Consider the following 18720-nt stretch of genomic DNA (forward strand, 5'->3'; position numbering starts at 1 on the left):
GCGTCAATAGCTAGTCTATTGCAAGTGAATTTAACGCAGTACCCGCGAAAAAAGGCCGTTTGAAACATATTCATTAAACCGAATTGAGGTTAATTTAATGAGTGATAATTTGGCCGTTTAATCAACTAACCCATAATCACGTTTTAAGATTTCAATGATTTCAGCTTTTGGATTATCCGATAAGTTTAACGCTTGGCCGGTAATTTTTTCAGCAATCGCCACATAAGTGTTAGAAACATCCATTAAAACCTCAACGGGTAATGCATTGTCTCTGGCTAAAGCTTCGCGCTCATTCATTCTGTCTTTATTTAACAAAATATCCGGATCTGGAAAATGATTAAGTAATAATTGTCTAAAGCCTTCTTTTGAGTTTTCGACAATTTTGCCTTCGCGGTAAGCTGGGCCATCCCAAATACGTGACGAGTCAGGTGTACCAACTTCATCCATATAAATTAATTTTTCAGTGCCGTTTACATCTTCGACATAACCAAATTCAAATTTAGTATCAACAAATACCTGATCAAGCTCAGCAAGTGCTTGGCTAATTACTGCAAAGCCCTCACTTAATAATTTTTCATAGAGCTGAATATCTTCGCTGGATTTAAAGTTAAATGCTTGATAGTTATCTTGAATATCCTGACGAGTAATATTAACATCATCTACTTCAGGCACATTTAGAATGCCTTTTAAAATCCCTTTGGTTGACGGAGTCATTAATAACTCGGGTAATTTTTGATCTTTGTTTAATCCTTCCGGTAACTCGATACCACAGAAGTTGCGCTCACCTTTTTGATATGCCCGCCACATTGAACCGGTAATGTACTGACGACAAATGGCTTCAATTTTGACCGGTTTCGCTTTTTGCACAATCCAGACAAAAGGGTGGGGAATATCCAGAATATGGCTATCTGCTAAGCCATTATCTTTAAATAATTTAAACCAGTGGTTCGATATTGCATTTAACGCTGCGCCTTTACCCGGAACGCCTTGTAAGCCTTGCTCACCATGCCAGATGCAGTCAAAAGCAGAAATACGATCACTGATCACCATAATTGCAAGCGGCGCATCAGGGCGCACATTATAACCTTTTTCTTGAATTAAACGGCGGCTATCGGCTTCGGTTAACCAATAAACAGAGCGAACTTTGCCGCTGTGAACCGGTTTGTCAGTACGGATCGGTAAATCATCATTTACAGCTAATACTTTATCAGCAAGGCTCATCAATATGTTTCCTATAGAAATAAGATCGGTCAAGGACAGCTTTAAGCGTAATCAGCCTAAAAATGTGCTACTTAACTCGCTAAAGTTACGGAAAAAGTTACGGAATTTAAATTGCGCGCAATCATATCAAAACACCGACACCTGTGTCACCTCAAGATGCATGTTTGAGCGTTATCACAGCGTTTTTAAGGCAAAGCATTTTGTTCCTGCTGCTTGAGGTTGCACGGGTATATAATACGTTAGTTTAAGAGGTTGACTTGCTCATAACAAATAAGCAATGAGCAAGTTTTAAAACAGGATAGGTTTAGATTTAAGCAGAAGTTAAATAATCCAATACAACCTGATGATGGTCTTTGGTCTTAAACTTATTAAATACATGCTCAACTTCGCCATTTTGGTTAATTAAAAAGCTGATTCTATGAATGCCATCGTATTCTTTTCCCATAAACTTTTTTAAGCCCCAAACCCCAAATGCATCGGCAATTGCATGATCTGGATCGGCTAATAAATCAAAATTTAATTCATGTTTTTCAACAAATTTAGCCAGTTTTGTACTTTGATCCGGGCTAATCCCAACCACTTTCGTATTTTGTGCTTCAAGCTCGGCAATGCTATCGCGTAATCCACATGCTTGGGTTGTGCAGCCCGGTGTTAACGCTTTTGGATAAAAATAAACTAAGACTTTATGAGTTTTGAGCAACTCAGCCAGTTTAACGCTTTGTTCGTTCTGGTTTAGCAATTCAAACATTGGCGCTTTTTCGCCAGCGGTTAAAGTTTTCATTATTTTTGTCCTTTCAGTTGGGTGAAAAATTGGGTTAGTTGAAACAAATGATAACAAATTTTTGTGCTTTTTGGGGAGCTGCCAAGTGGTAAGAATTAAGATTAGCCCTGTATTTTGGGCGATTGACAGTTAAATTTTGCTATTTCTTTAATTTTTGTTGATTAATTTACATCAATTAGCGCATTAATATTGTCTTTCTTTGCACTCAACAGTACCATAGTGCGCTTGATTTTATGGGGGCATTAAATGATCCGAGGAAGTATTGTTGCGTTAATTACACCTATGCATGCAAACGGCGAGGTGGATTACGAATCACTTGAAAAATTAGTTGAGTTTCATGTTCAGGCTGGCACTGATGGCATTGTTGCTGTTGGTACAACTGGCGAATCTGCAACTTTACCTGTTGATGAGCACGTGAAAGTTGTTGAAACTGTAGTTAAAACAGCAGATAAGCGAGTTAAGGTTATTGCCGGTAATGGTGCTAACTCGACTTCTGAAGCGGTTGAATTAACTGAGCGTATGAGCCAGATCTCTGGTGTTGATGCTTTCTTGTGTGTAACGCCCTATTACAATAAACCATCTCAACGTGGTTTAATTGCTCATTTTGAGGCAATTGCAAATAGCAGTGAAATTCCTCAGATTTTATATAATGTGCCAGGTAGAACTGCGGTTGATATGTTACCTGAAACGGTTGCTGAGTTGAGCAAACACGACAGAATCATTGGTATTAAAGAAGCAACTGGTAGTATTGACAGATTACATGCGATTAAAGCTTTAGTGAGCGACGATTTTAGTTTGCTAAGTGGTGACGATGAAACCTCTCTGGCTTTTTTACAGGCTGGTGGTCATGGGGTGATTTCTGTTACTGCGAATGTCGCACCAAACGAAGTTGCACAAATTTGTGAGCTGTCCCGTTTAGGTCAGTTTGAAGAAGCTAAAGTCATTGATGATAAAATTTTAATTTTGCATCAAAAATTATTTGTTGAATCAAATCCGGTACCGGTTAAATGGGCATTATTCCGTATGGGGTTAATTCCTGTTTGTGTTTATCGTTTACCTTTACTTGAGCCGGAACAAAATTCAAAATTAGTAATCGAACAAGCTTTACAACAATCAGGTTTTATTCATGCTTAAATTAAAGCATTTTGTTAAATGGACAAGTTTGGCCGTGGTTGCAGGCGCATTAACCGCCTGTGCCGGTAAGCCAAACAAAGCTGACGGTAGTTTTGAATACACAGATGCCGAGTTAAAACAGCCAGTTAGATTACCGGCTGAATTAACCCGAGCTCAAGTCAGACAAGATTATTATGTGCCTAACGCTAACTTATCTAACGGTAAAGTGGGCGAGGCCGTGTCAATTTTTCCGCCGCGTTTAATTGCGCCAATCGTTAATGCTAGCCATATTGATGAGCAAGATCCCCGATCAACAATTTGGTTTGAGCAAACAGAGCAAATTGATGATTTAAATCAGGCGATTTGGAATGCGATCAATGGTTATTTAAATAAACAAAACGTGACCGTACTTAATTTTGATAAGCAAGCACAGGTTTTATTAACTGACTGGATTACTGTTAGCAGAGAATCCGGCTGGTGGTTATGGCGTGAAAGCCATGACGTGGAACGTCAAAAATATAAATTTAGCGTTACAATGAAACCACATGGCCGCTCTGGTAGCTTAAATGTTGAGTTAGTTGAGCGCCAGCCAATTAATAAAAATGATCCGGCTTATCAGGTTTATAGTGAGCAAGCAGTAGAAACCGAAATGGTTAATGCACTGGTTGGTCATTTTGAATATAGATTACGTTTAGATGCCGAAAGCCGCCGAACTCAATATGTTAAAGGTTTTACAACCGGACAGGGTAAAGCACCTAATGGCGACGATGCATTTATTTTAAATGTGCCTTATGAGCATGCTTGGATCAGAATGATTGATGCGTTAGACCACTATGGCTTAATTTTAACTGATTTAAATAAAATACAAGGGCGAATTTATGCCGCAGTTAAATCAGATAATACCGGATTTTGGTCTAATTTATTTGGTAGCTCAGACGACGGTTTAGGCCTTAAAAAAGGTAGCTATGTAATTGAAATTATTAAAGGCGGCGATACAACTGCTGTGGTATTTAATGATATTACCCTAGAGCCGATTGAGCCTGAAAAGCTAGAAGATTTATATCAAAAACTGGCTGAGCGTTTAGCACAAGATTTAGAATAAAAAATAGATTATTGTTAAATCATTAAAAAAGGCATCATTGATAATGATGCCTTTTTTGTAGCTGAGAGCTGTATTCAATTTGACACTAGAATTAAAAGTTATAAACCAATGTAATAGTATTGCGTTTATCGTCAGTGACTACACCTTCATTGGTATTTTTACGATTATTAATCGCCGCTTTTAATGAGAGTGAACCATTTACCTGCATGGTTAAGGCAGTTTCAAAAATAGATTTGGTATTATAGTCACCTTCCTCAATTGAATAGGCTGACTTAAAATTGATATTTTCCATGATTTTTCGCTGGTAAGTAATGGCCGCACGCCAAATCATTTGCTGTCTGTCTTCGTAATCGTATTTTGGATAAATTACATCACCACTGTCGTCATAAACCAAGTTGCCATTTCCATCAACTCTTTGGCCTTGATCATTGGTATATACTTTTAAGCTGTCAAACGCATAACCCGGACCAATGGATAAATCTAAAAATCCGGTTTTGGAATCTAAAACTCGGGTATTATAACCGGTCGCAATAGAGGTTTGATAGTGGAAGTCTGAAAAACGGTCGGCTTCGTAGGATAAGAACGCTAGAATCGCATCACCGCTATCGTTAACTTTAAAGTTGGTTTGAACTGAAGCTGAATATTTTTCTTTGGTAGTTTTTTTATCTTTATATTTGCTTCCGTCACTTTCTATAATTTCAACTTCATCTTGTTTGAATAATGACTCAAATGAAAATTGGTTACGTAATGATTCAGTTTCGTTACCAATATCGACTTTAACTATGGTTGAGGTAGTATCATTATTATTGGTACTGGAGGTCATAATGTAGCCAACTTCTACTGATGCTACAAACGTCCCTAGTTTGTCTTGCTCCTTGTTTGCATGTGCTGCTTGAGTTGTTAACATGCAAGCAGTGGCGAGAAAGAGTTTAGATTTCATTACAAATAGACTGATTTCGTTAATAAGTTTAAGCAAAAGCTCGATTGTAAAGACTTCTGCTTAAACCTCAATGGCGGAACAGTTTTTTTTATAAAAAACTATTCAACAAAATATTACAAAGTGTAAATTATCACACTTTGTAATAATCTCTGTACCAATCAACAAAGGTTTTCACTCCGGTAGATACATCCATCTGTGGTTTGTAAGCAGTTACAGCCTCTAAATCCTGTGTATCCGCCCAAGTTTTGTGGACATCACCTGGTTGCATTGGCATAAAGTTTTTATCGGCTTCAATACCAACTGCATTTTCAATTGCTTTAATAAATTCCATTAACTCAACTGGAGAGCCATTACCTATGTTATAGACATGGTAAGGGGCGGAGCTGTCTTTGGCGCCGCCATTTTCTGGTTTCCAATCTGGGTTTGGCTGTGGTGGCTTTTGAGCAACACGCAAAATACCTTCAACAATATCATCTATATAGGTAAAGTCGCGCGCCATATTACCATTATTGTATACGTCTATTTTATTCCCTTCTAAAATGGCTTTAGTAAATTTAAATAAAGCCATATCAGGGCGTCCCCACGGACCATATACAGTAAAAAAGCGCAAACCAGAGGTTGGAATACCATACAAGTGTGAGTAGGTATGACTTATTAATTCATTGGCTTTTTTGGTTGCCGCATAAAGTGATACCGGATGATCAACGGAATCAGAAGTATCAAACGGCATTTTTTCATTTAAGCCATACACCGAGCTTGATGATGCATAAACTAAATGTTTTACATTATGATGGCGGCAGCCTTCAAGAATAGATAAATGGCCTATTAAATTTGCATCGGCATAAGCAAACGGGTTATCTAAAGAGTAACGCACCCCAGCTTGAGCCGCTAAATGAATAACCTGATCAAACTGTTGAGTTTTAAATAAATCAGCCATCCCATCTCGGTCAGCTAAATCCAGCTTAATAAAACTAAATTGTTCAAATGGTTCAAGTTCAGCTAACCGATCTAGCTTTAACTGAACTTCGTAATAGTCATTTAAATTATCAATGCCGACAACCTGATGGCCTTGTTGTAGTAATTTTTGTGCGGTATGAAAACCAATAAATCCGGCTGCTCCGGTGACTAAATATTTCATTGTTGAGTATTAACCTTTAAAGCCATTTGGATTATTTTTTTGCCAGCGCCAGCTATCTTCACACATGCGCTGTAAATCAAATTGAGCTGTCCAGTTTAGTTCATTTTTAGCCGCTGTTGCATCGGCATAACAAGCGGCAATGTCGCCAGGGCGTCTGTCGATTATTTGGTAAGGAACAGGCTGTCCAGAAACTTGCTCAAAAGTTGTTGCCATTTCTAATACTGAATAACCAACGCCTGTACCTAAATTATAGGTAAATACCCCAGTTGATTGCTTTAATTTTTCCAGCGCTTTTAAATGGCCTAAAGCTAAGTCAACTACGTGAATATAATCACGTACACCTGTGCCATCTTTGGTATTGTAATCATTACCAAAGATACTGAGTTTATCGCGTCTGCCCACTGCGACTTGAGTAATAAATGGCATTAAATTGTTTGGAATACCGTTAGGATCTTCCCCAATTAAACCAGATTCATGTGCACCAATTGGGTTAAAGTAGCGTAAAATGGCGATCCGCCAGCTTGGATCTGATTCAGACAAATCACGCAGAATTTCTTCAATCATTAATTTTGAATGGCCATAAGCATTAGTCGGTACACCTGTTGGCATAGATTCAACTAAAGGCAAAGCTTGAGGATCACCATAAACGGTTGCTGATGAGCTAAAGACTAACGATTTTACATTATATTCAGCCATCACCTGGCATAAGGTGATCGTGCCGGTGACATTGTTATGGTAATAAGTGAGTGGGATTTGAGTGCTTTCACCAACTGCTTTTAAACCGGCAAAATGAATGACTGCATCAATATGGTTATGTTTAAAAATCTGACTTAAAGCAGCTTTATCTAAAATATCAGCCTGAAAAAATACAACATGCTTGCCAGTGATTTTTTTAACTCTTTCGAGTGATTCTTCCGAAGCATTGCTTAAATTATCTACTACTATGACTTGATCACCCTGGCTTAATAACTCAAGCACAGTATGACTACCGATATAACCGGCACCACCGGTTACCAATATAGTTGAGCTCATGATTTATCCTTATTAATCGCTATTAATCGCTTCAATTTGTAATTTTGCGCTAGTTTAACCAATTAATATTAATAAGGCTAAACAAAAGCCTGTTAAATGTGCATGTATCATAAATTTTGCACTGCTTTAGTTTTTAAAGTTCGCAATTGTTCATCTTAAAAAATCAAAATATAAACTTATCTATTTGTTTTTAATTGTTTTTTTGTTTTTGGCACGTGGGTTGCTAAATACCTTTTGTCAAAGGCGACATTTAAAAAATTAATTTGGGTTAAAAGTTGGGTTTAAATTATTAAACCTTTTTTTGGCTCGTTCAGGCAAAGAAGCCCGCGCACAATCAGCATGCTTATATGTTGATTGTACGCGGGCTTTTTTTTGGGAAATTTGGAGATATAAATGAATTTAACATCAAAGTTGATGCAAAGTTTTAAATCAATGTCGGTAGCAGTTTCTATTTTAGCCGGAACAACAATATCTGTTCATGCAGCACAAGAAATAGGTTGGCCAGAAAAAGAAGAATTAAAATTTGGCTTTATTAAATTAACCGATATGGCACCGTTAGCCATTGCTTATGAAAAAGGCTATTTTGAAGAAGAAGGTTTGTATGTGACGCTTGAAGCGCAAGCAAACTGGAAAGTTTTATTAGACCGTGTAATTGATGGCCAATTAGACGGCGCACACATGCTGGCAGGTCAACCACTTGGTGCAACCATAGGGTTTGGTACTAAAGCCGATATTATTACCGCCTTTAGTATGGATTTAAATGGGAACGCAATTACGGTATCAAACGATATTTGGCAGCAGATGAAGCCGCATATTCCGCAAAAAGATGGCAAGCCAGTTCACCCAATCAAAGCCGATGCGTTAAAACCTGTGGTTGATAAATATAAAGCACAGGGTAAACCATTTAACATGGGCATGGTATTTCCAGTTTCTACTCATAACTATGAATTAAGATATTGGCTTGCTGCGGGCGGTATTCATCCAGGATTTTATGCGCCAGAAAAAGGCGATACCAGTGGTCAATTACAAGCCGATGCACTTTTATCTGTCACCCCGCCACCACAAATGCCAGCCACAATGGAAGCAGGCACTATTTATGGATACTGTGTAGGTGAACCTTGGAATCAGCAAGCGGTATTTAAAGGAATTGGTGTACCTGTCGTGACAGATTATGAAATCTGGAAAGATAATCCGGAAAAAGTATTTGGGGTAAGCAAAGCCTGGGCAGATAAGTACCCAAATACTCACATAAGAGTGGTTAAAGCAATGATCCGCGCTGCAATGTGGTTAGATGCTAATAACAATGCAAACCGCCCAGAAGCAGTCAAAATTTTATCGAAAAGCCAGTATGTTGGTGCTGATTACGAAGTAATTGCAAATAGTATGACAGGGACATTTGAATACGAAAAAGGCGACAAACGCTCAGTGCCTGATTTTAATGTGTTTTTCCGTTATAACGCGACTTATCCGTATTACTCTGATGCGATTTGGTATTTAACTCAAATGCGTCGTTGGGGACAAATTTCACAAGCAAAATCAGATGATTGGTACAAAGAAATCGCTAAAAAAGTGTATCGCCCAGATATTTATGCTCAAGCCGCTAAAGCTTTAATTGCTGAAGGCAAAGCCAAAGCTTCTGAATTTCCTGAGTTTGCTACTGAGTCTGGCTTTAAACCACCACAAACCCACTTTATTGACAATATTGTATATGACGGCTCACAGCCTAATGCATATTTAGAAAAATTTGCAATTGGGTTAAAAGGCGACAGCAAGCTGTAATTTGATGCTGAGTATTATACCGAAAGGCGGCAAAGCAGCCGCCAAATTAACTGGTTTAAACCGGTTTAACAAAGTTGTTAGGAGTTGAATATGTTAAAAACAGCCAACCTCAGCAAAGTCACTGTACTGGAAATTAAAACTGCGGTGAATACAGATTTTGCTAAAAAAATTAATAATTTACTACTTTTACCATTAATTGGCTTAGCCGTATTTATGTTTTTATGGCATGTAGCCGCCAAAAATATTGATACTTCTTTAGGGCAATTTCCGGGACCTGCTCAGGTATTAGAACAAGCTCATACTTTAGTTGATGCACATTTTGTTGAAAGAGAAAAAGCTGATGCTTTTTATTTGCGTCAAGAAGAGCGTAATGCAGCCAGATTAGCGCAAGACCCAACTTATGAAGCTAAAATAAGGCCCTACACTGGTAAGCCAACCTTTTTTGATCAAATCTGGACCAGCTTATATACAGTCATGGTTGGATTTATTATTGCTTCTTTAATTGCTGTTCCTCTGGGTATTTTATGCGGTTTGAGCCAACCAGCTTATGCAGCAATTAACCCTTTAATTCAGCTATTTAAGCCAGTATCACCGCTTGCATGGCTCCCTTTAGTGACTATGGTGGTGAGTGCGTTATACGTTAGTGATGATCCACTATTTTCTAAATCCTTTTTAACTTCAGCGTTTACCGTTAGCTTATGTTGTTTATGGCCAACTTTAGTTAACACTGCGGTTGGGGTTTCTGGGATAAATCAAGACTTACTCAATGTCAGTAAGGTTTTAACTTTAAGTAAGTGGTCACATATTCGTAAAATTGTTTTACCTTCATCTATTCCAATGATTTTTACCGGTTTGCGTTTATCACTTGGGATCGGCTGGATGGTATTAATTGCCGCAGAAATGCTTGCACAAAACCCGGGTTTAGGAAAATTTGTTTGGGATGAATTTCAAAATGGTAGTTCAGATTCTTTAGCCAGAATTATGGTCGCTGTATTAGTTATAGGGATGATAGGTTTTATTTTAGACAGACTGATGCTGACGATTCAAGGTTATGTTAGCTGGGATAAATCAGCCGTTTTACGATAAGCAAACCGTATTTTCAAATAACTTGAGCAGAATTGTCAGAATCAGGAGCTAAACAATGAATACACTAACAGACAAACATTTAGAGTTAACTCAGGTTGGCATTGAGTTTCCAACCCCAAAAGGCCCATTTTGTGCGTTAAAAGAGGTTAATTTAAAAATAGCTAAAGGCGAATTTATCTCATTAATTGGCCACTCAGGCTGCGGTAAATCAACCGTGTTAAATATTGTTGCTGGTTTGCACCAAGCAACACAAGGTGGTGTTTTACTGGATAATAAAGAAGTTAATCAACCAGGACCTGAGCGAGCAGTCGTTTTTCAAAACCACTCATTATTACCTTGGTTAACGGCTTATCAAAATGTAGAACTGGCTGTTAAACAAGTTTTTCAGGGCAAAATGAATAAAGCTGAAATGAAAGACTGGATTAACCATAATCTTGAGTTGGTACACATGACTCATGCCGCAGATAAACGCCCAGATGAAATCTCCGGCGGTATGAAACAAAGGGTTGGTATTGCGCGGGCTTTAGCAATGCAACCAAAAATATTGTTAATGGATGAACCTTTTGGTGCATTAGATGCACTGACACGGGCACATTTGCAAGACTCATTAATGGAAATTCATGCTGATTTAGGTAATACAGTGATTATGATTACTCATGATGTGGATGAAGCCGTATTGTTGTCGGATCGAATTGTGATGATGACAAATGGCCCATCAGCAACGGTTGGTGAAATCCTAAATGTAGATTTAGCAAGGCCTAGAGACAGATTAGCATTAGCTGATCAGCCTGAATATAATCATTACCGACATCAGGTTTTAAAATTTTTATACGAGAAACAACGCAAAATTGAACCAGTTTCCGCTAAGAAAAAATCACAGCTTAAATCGGGTGACAATCAAGTGGCATAATGTTTGCTTTTCTTGCTTATTATCACTGTTGATAAAGGGAGAGCCGGTTATTGACTGGCTTTTACCGATCCCAAGCAAAGAAGCAGGAGGACGTTTTGTCTACTAAACAAAAAATCGTTGTAGTTGGTAATGGTATGGTTGGTCACTATTTTGTTGATCAGCTTGCAGCACAAGCAGAGCAAACCGTTGAAGTTACTGTGTTAGCTCAAGAGGCCAGACTAGCTTATGACAGAGTCCACCTATCTGAATACTTTGCCGGTAAATCCGCAGAACAACTCGCATTAACCTCAGAAACGTATTACCAATCTTTAGGTATTCATTACCATTTAAATAGTCAGGTTGAGCAAATTGATAAACAGGCCAAAACGGTTACAACCTGTCAGGGCAAAACATTTGCTTACGATAAACTGGTATTAGCAACTGGCTCTTACCCATTTGTGCCACCAATTCCAGGTAAAGAACGTAACAACTGTTTTGTTTATCGAACTATCGAAGATTTAGACCAAATTAAAACCGCAGCCGATACTGCAAAAGTAGGCTTGGTGATTGGCGGGGGGTTATTGGGGCTAGAAGCCGCTAATGCATTAAAGCAGTTAGGCCTAAAAACGCATGTGGTTGAATTTGCTCCGCAACTCATGCCGACACAAATTGATATTGGCGGTGGCCGCCAGCTTAAGAAAAAAATAGAAGAATTGGGTGTAGAAGTGCATACCCAAAAAGCGACCAGTGAAATAGTCGACGGTGAAACTTGTGTGCATAAACTGGTATTTTCTGATGGCAGTGAAATTGAAACGGATATTGTTTTGTTTTCTGCGGGGATTCGTCCGCAAGATACATTGGCACGTCAATTTGAATTAGCAATAGGGGAGCGTGGCGGTATTGAGATTAACGACCAATGTCAAACCTCAGATCAAGATATTTATGCAATTGGCGAATGTGCGTTGTGGCAACAACGTATTTTTGGCCTAGTATCACCTGGCTATACAATGGCGCGGGTTGCTGTGGCTGATATTTTAAATAAAGCCATGCAGTTTAAAGGTGCGGATATGAGCACTAAACTTAAATTAATGGGCGTGGATGTTGGCTCAATAGGTGATGCACATGCCAGAACTCCTAATGCACAAACTTTTAGTTACGAAAACCCGCAAACTGGTGTTTATAAAAAAGTGGTGACCAACGCCAGTTGTAGTAAGTTGATTGGCGCTGTATTAATTGGCGATACCACTGAGTACGACAATTTATTGCAATACTGTTTACAGGGGATTGAGATACCTGCTAATCCTGCATCATTAATTGTGCCTAGTTTGCAAGATGAGCCAGAAAACCCAGCCGATAAAATGGATGATTCTACTTTAGTTTGTGTTTGCAATATGGTGACTAAAGGCGACTTGGTAAAAGCAATTAGCGAAGGAAATGATACAGTTGTTGCATTAAAATCCTGCACTAAAGCCAGTACCAGTTGCGGAACCTGTGTCAATATGGTTCAGAATGTAATTGATTCTGAAATGGCTAAATTGTCAATTGAAGTTGTGTATAGTTAGAGCGTTAACCAACTTTAGCTATTTTTAATAAACTGGTGCGCAGCCGTTTGCTCCGGTATTTTATTTGCTCTGCTGGCACTGTAATGTTGATTAAAAATGGCAAAATAATTATCTAATAACTGCGCTGCAGTTTGCTCGTTACATTGAGCCAATGCAATTGCACCCGCCTCAGCCGTTGAAAGTTGATCTGGATGAGGCGCTTTGCGTAAGCCATAATTTGCTTGGGCTGCGATATTCAAATCTAAAGTTGGGAAGCTTTGTAGCCACTGGCTTAAATTAAATATTTTTTTACTTTGCCGCCAAGTTCCATCGATCACCACTAAAGTTAACTTTTTCCCGTTGACTAACTCATTTGGAGGGGTGGAATAGCTAGCTCGGGTTTGTTGAGCCGGGTAAACAATGATGACAAATCGTTTTGGGTCATTGAGTAATGCCAACAATTTAGGATCTGGCTCTGTTCTTGCCCATTCAAACGCAAAGCAATTATCCGGTAATATATCGCTGATTAAGCGACCTGTATTGGTTGGTTTTAAAATCTCATCCGTATGCATCAACAAAATAACATCTAACTTAGTATTGACGGTTTTTTTCCATTCACAAATACAAGCGAAATCGGCTAATAAGCATTGACTACAGCGTTTTTGCAAAATGCCGCGAGCTAAAAAAGGGCGAGTTGCTTTTGCTAATCTGTTTTTTCGTAAATGGTTAAAAGCGTATAGGTTTGTCATGAATCCAAGATTATCTTGTAGAGATTGTAGGGCGCTGCCGGATTATAACTGTTTATCATAATAGCGAAAAATATTTTTTGACTTAATGATTGGCACAAGCTTTGCTTTTCTTCACTTTGATAACCTTTTTCGTCAATTTTTTGAACCTGTCAAAATACTAGCATTGGAGTGTACTATGGAGTTAGTGATTATAATTATGATGATGGCGTTAGTTGTTGTTGCAACTGTTGCTATTCGTTTAACCCAAACTGGCTCACCTTTTCCATATAAAAAAAATACCGCTTTATTTACTGAGGCTGAACGGGCATTTATGTTAAAACTTGAGCAGGCCGTAGGCGATCAATTTAGAGTAGTGAATCGGGTACGTTTATCGGATGTGGTTTCTGTCACCAGCGGTATTCAAAAGCGTGCAGAGCAGGCTGCCAAATTAAAAGCTTCAGCTAAGACGCTAGATTTTGTTTTATTAAACCGACAGACTCTTGAGCCTGTTGCAGCAATTGATTTGGTTAATACAGACTCTAAAGAAGGGTATAAAACCAAAGCTGATTGGTTTGTGAAAGGTGCGCTGGAAACCGTAGGCATTCCGCATGTCAGGATCAGGGTTAAAGCCGGTTATAAATCTGCTGAAATCAGAGCATGTTTAGCTGGCAAAATAGGTCAGGGCCAGTTAGCACCATTAAACGTACATAAAGTGATGAGCAAAGGCCCGACCAGACCAATTAAACCACTCAGACCAATGAGTTCAAATGTTAATCAGGCGGTTGCTTAAAAGCTATAGCTAACTTTTTATCCTGTGTTGTAGTTAATCTATTTGGGTTAAGATTAAGATTAATTGCAATTCATTAAAAACTTCAAGTATAAAAACAAAAAACGCGCGTCTTTATTCAAGAAGCGCGTTTTTTATTAGTCGATTACAATGAGTTAAGCTAATGTAATTTTAGCAAATTTACGCTTGCCAACCTGATAAACTGCGGTTGAACCAAGAGGTATTTCCAGTTTGTTGTCGGCAACTTTTTCACCGTCAATTTTCACTGCGCCTTGTTTAATCATACGCATTGCTTCACTGGTACTGGCAACTAAACCTGCTTCTTTTAATAAAGAAGCAATACCGGTTGCTTCGCCTAAAGTTAATGTGATTTCTTCAATATCATCCGGAATCGCATTTTTTTGAAAGCGCTGGATAAAATCCTGATGAGCAGCTTCAGCCGCAGCTTCGTCATTAAAGCGGGCAATTAATTCTTTTGCTAATTCAATTTTCACATCACGTGGGTTTTTGCCATTAGCTACTGCTTGTTTCAGCTCTGCAATTTCTTCAAGTGGTCTGAAACTTAATAAATCAAAATAACGCCACATTAAATCGTCTGAAATTGACATAACTTTACCAAACATATCGCTTGGCGCATCGGTAATACCAATATAGTTATTGAGTGACTTAGACATTTTTTGAACACCGTCTAAACCTTCTAATAATGGCATCATTAATACAGTTTGTGGTTTTTGACCTTCAATTTTTTGTAATTCACGACCCATTAACAGATTAAACTTTTGATCTGTGCCGCCTAATTCAATATCAGATTCTAGCGCAACCGAATCCCAACCCTGTACTAAAGGATATAAAAATTCATGAATAGCAATAGGTTGACCATTAGTGTAGCGTTTTTTAAAGTCGTCACGTTCAAGCATACGGGCGACGGTTTGATTGGCTGCCAATTTAATCATACCGGCTGCGCCTAACTGATCCATCCATTGCGAATTAAACACAACTCGGGTTTTCGTCGGATCTAAAATTTTAAAAACCTGCTCTTTATAAGTCTCAGCATTTGCTAATACTTGTTCTTTAGTCAGTGGCTTACGGGTGACATTTTTGCCGGTGGGGTCACCAATTGATCCAGTAAAGTCACCAATTAAAAAAATGACTTCATGACCTAATTGCTGAAACGCCCGCATTTTATTAATCAATACAGTGTGGCCTAAATGAAGATCAGGCGCGGTTGGATCAAAGCCCGCTTTAACTTTTAAAGGTTTACCTGATTTTAATTTTTCTACGAGTTCTTCTTCTACCAGAATCTCTTCTGCGCCACGTTTGATTTCTGCCAGCGCTGCCTGCACATCTGTCATGCTTTACCTATTTTAAATTTGTTTAAGAAATTGGAACATTTTCAATTGAACTGTGTCATAAGCGATTTAGTAACTTTTAAGCAAAAGTTAACAGTTCATACTGATACATTCAGTTTATTAAATATAAGCGACTTATTTAAAACTGAAGCTATATAAATTAAAACTCAACATTCTATAGCGCAATAGTGCGAATTTAAAGCATAAGCAGGCGTAATTATTTAAATTAAGTTGCTTTAAGTGAGAGTTTAAAGCTTGAAAGCAAAATATTCAGTCGCAGATTTTTGAAGTTTTACAATAATAGTGCGTTTAAATGTACAAAAGTTTAAAAAATGTTGAGTGTTTTTTAAACTATTTGCTTTGCAAACTGGTAAATAGGCTTGATTCAGTATATGCTGGAAACGATTTTTTTTGAGGGGTTGTAGAATGCGAGTAGTCGCACGATTTTGGCGTGATTTTCCCACTTTGCATAAAGTGTATATAGCTTCAATTGCTTTTATTTTAGCGATTTTCATTATTTTTCCTTTCGAGGATGCGACTGCATCCCGTCAAAATGAACCTGCTAGTAGTCGTTTAAAGCCGGGTGTCCGATATAATTTGGATCTTGAGCAAGTTGAACCACAACATAATCAAGCTCATCAAACAGATAGCCTTAATCATACGATTGATAACAGTGCAGTTGATAAAGAGCGTGACTCAACAACATTAACTAATAATGAGGCGATTGCTGAATCAGTTAAGGTAATGGATGAAGTCGCAGAGAAAGAGCAGATCCAAGCTGAGCCAGAACTTGACTGGAAAGATGTTAAAGTATTAAAAAATGATAGTCTTGCTAAAATTTTTGACCGTAATGGTTTATCTGCTAAAACCTTGTTATTGATTACTAAAAGTGGTGATGCAGCTAATACTTTAGTCAGAAAGCTTATGCCAGGTCAGGTAATTCAGTTAGGTTATCAAAACGATGAATTTGTCCAGTTAGTGTATCCACTTTCAAAAACTGAGTTGATTGAGATTCATAAAACGCAAGATGGGTTTAAAGCTCAGGAAATTAAAAAGCAAGTTGATGTAAAAGAAAGCTTTGCTGCGGCCAAAATTACTTCGAACTTTTGGAATGCAGGTTTACAAGCTGGTTTAACAAATACTCAAATTATGAATTTAGCGAATGTATTTGGCTGGGATGTCGATTTTGCATTGGATATTCGTGAAGGTGACAGTTTTGCTGTGGTATTTGAAGAACTTTATGTTGAAGGTGAGTATGTTGGTCCGGGCGATATTTTAGCCGCTGAGTTTATTAATCAGGGGGCTAACTTTGCTGCGGTCAGACATACGGATGGTGAGTATTACACACCAGAAGGTCGCAGTATGCGAAAAGCTTTTTTACGTGCACCAGTTAACTTTAAGTACATTAGCTCTAACTTTAATCCGCGCCGTTTACATCCAGTGACTGGTCGTGTGGCTCCGCATCGAGGTATTGATTATGCCGCTAGAGTAGGTACACCAGTTGTTTCTGCTGGTGATGGGCGAGTGATTAAGTCTGGCTATAATAGTTTAAATGGTAATTATGTATTTATTGAGCATGGTAAAACATACATCACTAAATACCTTCACTTAAATAAACGTTATGTCAAAACTGGGCAAAAAGTTAAACAAAACCAAAAAATTGGAACTGTGGGGGCGACAGGCCGGGTAACAGGTGCACATTTACACTATGAGTTTTTAGTGAATGGTGTACATAGAAACCCAAAAACAGTTGAGTTACCTAAGGCTTTACCAATTGACCCGCAAGAAAAAATGGCCTTTAGCCAAATCTCTGACAAAATGATAGCCATGATTGAAACCAATAAACGCGTATTGGTGGCTGCTAAATAATTGTAGGCTAAAGCATGCAAGAGCTTTATATTGGTTTAATGTCTGGCACCAGCGCCGATGGGGTTGATGCCAGCCTTATTTCGCTGGATAACGGCAAAATAACCTCCTTATCTCAATCTTATCTAGCTTTCGATCGTCAATTTAAACGTCAAATTATCGCTTTATATCAAACCCAAAAAAATGAAATCGAAGTGTTGGGTCAAACAGCTTGCCAATTAAGCGAAGTTTACGCTCAAGCAGTATTTGATTTATTAGCTAAAAGTAATGTATCAGCAACTCAAATCACAGCAATTGGTTGCCATGGTCAAACAATTCGGCACCGACCTGATTTAACAACGCCATTTACCCTGCAAATTTGTGATTATGCTAAATTAGCAGAATTAGTTGGAATTGATGTTATTGGTGATTTTCGTTCAGCAGATATTGCCGCAGGTGGTCAGGGAGCACCTTTAGTCCCTGCATTCCATAAAGCTATTTTTCCAGCCGCTGAGATTGATCAAGTAGTTGTGAATATCGGTGGTATAGCAAACCTGACTCTAATTAAAAACAATGGTTATATCGCAGGGTTTGATACCGGTCCAGGTAATGGTTTGATGGACGAATGGTGTGAGTTTAATACCGGTCAGCCTTATGATAAAAATGGACGTTGGGCTGGCAGTGGGCAAAGTATTCAAACATTATTAGATAAGTTATTGACTGCGCCTTTTTTTACTAAAAAAGGCCCTAAAAGTAGTGGTAGAGAAGTGTTTAACTTATCTTGGCTACAGCATTATTTAACGGAAGTATATTCAGCTCAGGATGTACAAGCCACGTTATTAAACTTGACCAGCCAAAGCATTGCTCAAGCGATTCAAAATGTGAGTCATACAGCCGATGTTTGGGTTTGTGGTGGTGGCGTGCATAACCAAACTTTAATGCAGCAATTGCAAGCTGATTTAGGTTATAACTATCGTTTAAATTCGACTCAAGTGCTTAATATAGCGCCCGATTGGATAGAGGCAGATTGTTTTGCTTGGTTAGCCTATTGCTTCAAACACAAAATCCCAGCTAACTTACCACAAGTCACCGGCGCTAAAAAAACAAAAATTTTAGGGTGCTTATATCCATTTTGAGTTAACTGATTTTATATTTAGCTAAAGTTGGACTGCAAATAAATTTAATCAAACCTCCTCTTAAATAAGCATTTTTAATGCTTTTGCCGTTTTTACCGATTTCTTTAATTAAATATTTATTAAAAATATTTAATTTTCTTTTGGTTTCACCCCTCCATAAACCCCGATTGTATATCGTCAGCGATAAAAAAACTTTAGCACTTTTTTTGCGATATTTTTGCATTTTTTTATTAAAGAAGGGGATTTTAACTCC

At 38.2% G+C, this 18720-nt stretch carries 17 protein-coding genes; 9 read left to right on the plus strand and 8 right to left on the minus strand.

The genetic code is table 11. From position 1 onward, the window contains the following. Window positions 1–117 precede the first annotated feature (117 nt). Window positions 118–1221 carry a phosphoribosylaminoimidazolesuccinocarboxamide synthase gene (locus N7931_RS17645; protein ID WP_262795668.1) on the minus strand — a complete coding sequence of 368 codons (1104 nt, stop codon included), beginning with the start codon at window positions 1219–1221 and terminating at the stop codon, window positions 118–120. Window positions 1222–1531: 310 nt separating this feature from the next. Beyond that, the gene (gene bcp, locus N7931_RS17650; RefSeq protein ID WP_262795669.1) at window positions 1532–2002 is read right to left on the minus strand and encodes a thioredoxin-dependent thiol peroxidase; all 471 of its coding nucleotides are present in this window, start codon (window positions 2000–2002) and stop codon (window positions 1532–1534) included. Window positions 2003–2248: 246 nt separating this feature from the next. Here bcp and dapA point away from each other — a divergent pair, with 246 nt between their 5' ends. Then, complete coding sequence (gene dapA, locus N7931_RS17655) at window positions 2249–3136, plus strand: 4-hydroxy-tetrahydrodipicolinate synthase (RefSeq protein ID WP_262795670.1); 888 nt, start codon at window positions 2249–2251, stop codon at window positions 3134–3136. Next, window positions 3129–4217, plus strand: a complete 1089-nt coding sequence (gene bamC, locus N7931_RS17660; protein ID WP_262795671.1) for an outer membrane protein assembly factor BamC — start codon at window positions 3129–3131, stop codon at window positions 4215–4217. Before dapA ends, bamC begins: the two co-directional genes overlap by 8 nt. A 91-nt stretch (window positions 4218–4308) precedes the next feature. On the opposite strand, the gene N7931_RS17665 is transcribed toward bamC, so the two are convergent. The 3 genes from N7931_RS17665 to galE form a co-directional block, all read right to left on the minus strand. Then, window positions 4309–5157, minus strand: coding sequence for a YdiY family protein (locus N7931_RS17665; RefSeq protein WP_262795672.1), 849 nt, complete (start codon window positions 5155–5157; stop codon window positions 4309–4311). A gap of 130 nt (window positions 5158–5287) precedes the next feature. Further along, complete coding sequence (locus N7931_RS17670; protein ID WP_262795673.1) at window positions 5288–6295, minus strand: NAD-dependent epimerase; 1008 nt, start codon at window positions 6293–6295, stop codon at window positions 5288–5290. Window positions 6296–6304: 9 nt separating this feature from the next. Further along, window positions 6305–7327, minus strand: a complete 1023-nt coding sequence (gene galE / locus N7931_RS17675; RefSeq protein WP_262795674.1) for a UDP-glucose 4-epimerase GalE — start codon at window positions 7325–7327, stop codon at window positions 6305–6307. 432 nt (window positions 7328–7759) lie between these two features. Here galE and N7931_RS17680 point away from each other — a divergent pair, with 432 nt between their 5' ends. The 4 genes from N7931_RS17680 to N7931_RS17695 all read left to right on the plus strand — a co-directional run bounded on the left by N7931_RS17680 (window position 7760) and on the right by N7931_RS17695 (window position 12643). Then, window positions 7760–9106, plus strand: coding sequence for a CmpA/NrtA family ABC transporter substrate-binding protein (locus N7931_RS17680; RefSeq protein ID WP_262795683.1), 1347 nt, complete (start codon window positions 7760–7762; stop codon window positions 9104–9106). A 90-nt stretch (window positions 9107–9196) separates the two neighbouring features. Beyond that, complete coding sequence (locus N7931_RS17685; protein ID WP_262795675.1) at window positions 9197–10192, plus strand: ABC transporter permease; 996 nt, start codon at window positions 9197–9199, stop codon at window positions 10190–10192. A 55-nt stretch (window positions 10193–10247) separates the two neighbouring features. Continuing rightward, on the plus strand, window positions 10248–11102 hold the full coding sequence (locus tag N7931_RS17690) for an ABC transporter ATP-binding protein (RefSeq protein ID WP_262795676.1): 855 nt from the start codon (window positions 10248–10250) through the stop codon (window positions 11100–11102). Window positions 11103–11197: 95 nt separating this feature from the next. Continuing rightward, a complete protein-coding gene (locus N7931_RS17695) occupies window positions 11198–12643 on the plus strand; it encodes an FAD-dependent oxidoreductase (RefSeq protein ID WP_316250593.1) in 1446 nt (481 codons plus the stop codon). Window positions 12644–12657: 14 nt separating this feature from the next. Here the strand turns inward: N7931_RS17695 and N7931_RS17700 are convergent, their stop codons facing one another. Continuing rightward, window positions 12658–13371 carry a tRNA-uridine aminocarboxypropyltransferase gene (locus N7931_RS17700; protein ID WP_262795677.1) on the minus strand — a complete coding sequence of 238 codons (714 nt, stop codon included), beginning with the start codon at window positions 13369–13371 and terminating at the stop codon, window positions 12658–12660. A 175-nt stretch (window positions 13372–13546) separates the two neighbouring features. On the opposite strand from N7931_RS17700, the gene N7931_RS17705 reads away from it, so the two are divergent. After that, the gene (locus N7931_RS17705; protein WP_262795678.1) at window positions 13547–14140 is read left to right on the plus strand and encodes a DUF2726 domain-containing protein; all 594 of its coding nucleotides are present in this window, start codon (window positions 13547–13549) and stop codon (window positions 14138–14140) included. 152 nt (window positions 14141–14292) lie between these two features. On the opposite strand, the gene tyrS is transcribed toward N7931_RS17705, so the two are convergent. Continuing rightward, window positions 14293–15489 (minus strand): tyrosine--tRNA ligase, encoded by a 1197-nt coding sequence (gene tyrS / locus N7931_RS17710; protein WP_262795679.1) that lies wholly within the window; start codon window positions 15487–15489, stop codon window positions 14293–14295. A 423-nt stretch (window positions 15490–15912) separates the two neighbouring features. On the opposite strand from tyrS, the gene N7931_RS17715 reads away from it, so the two are divergent. Together N7931_RS17715 and N7931_RS17720 are read left to right on the plus strand one after the other, a co-directional pair. Next, on the plus strand, window positions 15913–17355 hold the full coding sequence (locus N7931_RS17715; RefSeq protein WP_262795680.1) for a peptidoglycan DD-metalloendopeptidase family protein: 1443 nt from the start codon (window positions 15913–15915) through the stop codon (window positions 17353–17355). A 14-nt stretch (window positions 17356–17369) separates the two neighbouring features. Then, window positions 17370–18467 (plus strand): anhydro-N-acetylmuramic acid kinase, encoded by a 1098-nt coding sequence (locus tag N7931_RS17720; RefSeq protein ID WP_262795681.1) that lies wholly within the window; start codon window positions 17370–17372, stop codon window positions 18465–18467. Window position 18468: 1 nt separating this feature from the next. On the opposite strand, the gene N7931_RS17725 is transcribed toward N7931_RS17720, so the two are convergent. Further along, window positions 18469–18720: hypothetical protein (locus tag N7931_RS17725; RefSeq protein WP_262795682.1), on the minus strand; the 252-nt coding region annotated here is incomplete at its 5' end.

Source organism: Catenovulum sp. 2E275 (assembly GCF_025515275.1).
Taxonomy (GTDB): domain Bacteria; phylum Pseudomonadota; class Gammaproteobacteria; order Enterobacterales; family Alteromonadaceae; genus Catenovulum.

Coding starts and splice junctions, on each gene's coding strand:
- N7931_RS17645 (WP_262795668.1), bottom strand. CDS start 1,221: ATGAGCCTTGCTGATAAAGTATTAGCTGTAAATGATGATTTACCGATC.
- bcp (WP_262795669.1), bottom strand. CDS start 2,002: ATGAAAACTTTAACCGCTGGCGAAAAAGCGCCAATGTTTGAATTGCTA.
- dapA (WP_262795670.1), top strand. CDS start 2,249: ATGATCCGAGGAAGTATTGTTGCGTTAATTACACCTATGCATGCAAAC.
- bamC (WP_262795671.1), top strand. CDS start 3,129: ATGCTTAAATTAAAGCATTTTGTTAAATGGACAAGTTTGGCCGTGGTT.
- N7931_RS17665 (WP_262795672.1), bottom strand. CDS start 5,157: ATGAAATCTAAACTCTTTCTCGCCACTGCTTGCATGTTAACAACTCAA.
- N7931_RS17670 (WP_262795673.1), bottom strand. CDS start 6,295: ATGAAATATTTAGTCACCGGAGCAGCCGGATTTATTGGTTTTCATACC.
- galE (WP_262795674.1), bottom strand. CDS start 7,327: ATGAGCTCAACTATATTGGTAACCGGTGGTGCCGGTTATATCGGTAGT.
- N7931_RS17680 (WP_262795683.1), top strand. CDS start 7,760: ATGTCGGTAGCAGTTTCTATTTTAGCCGGAACAACAATATCTGTTCAT.
- N7931_RS17685 (WP_262795675.1), top strand. CDS start 9,197: ATGTTAAAAACAGCCAACCTCAGCAAAGTCACTGTACTGGAAATTAAA.
- N7931_RS17690 (WP_262795676.1), top strand. CDS start 10,248: ATGAATACACTAACAGACAAACATTTAGAGTTAACTCAGGTTGGCATT.
- N7931_RS17700 (WP_262795677.1), bottom strand. CDS start 13,371: ATGACAAACCTATACGCTTTTAACCATTTACGAAAAAACAGATTAGCA.
- N7931_RS17705 (WP_262795678.1), top strand. CDS start 13,547: ATGGAGTTAGTGATTATAATTATGATGATGGCGTTAGTTGTTGTTGCA.
- tyrS (WP_262795679.1), bottom strand. CDS start 15,489: ATGACAGATGTGCAGGCAGCGCTGGCAGAAATCAAACGTGGCGCAGAA.
- N7931_RS17715 (WP_262795680.1), top strand. CDS start 15,913: ATGCGAGTAGTCGCACGATTTTGGCGTGATTTTCCCACTTTGCATAAA.
- N7931_RS17720 (WP_262795681.1), top strand. CDS start 17,370: ATGCAAGAGCTTTATATTGGTTTAATGTCTGGCACCAGCGCCGATGGG.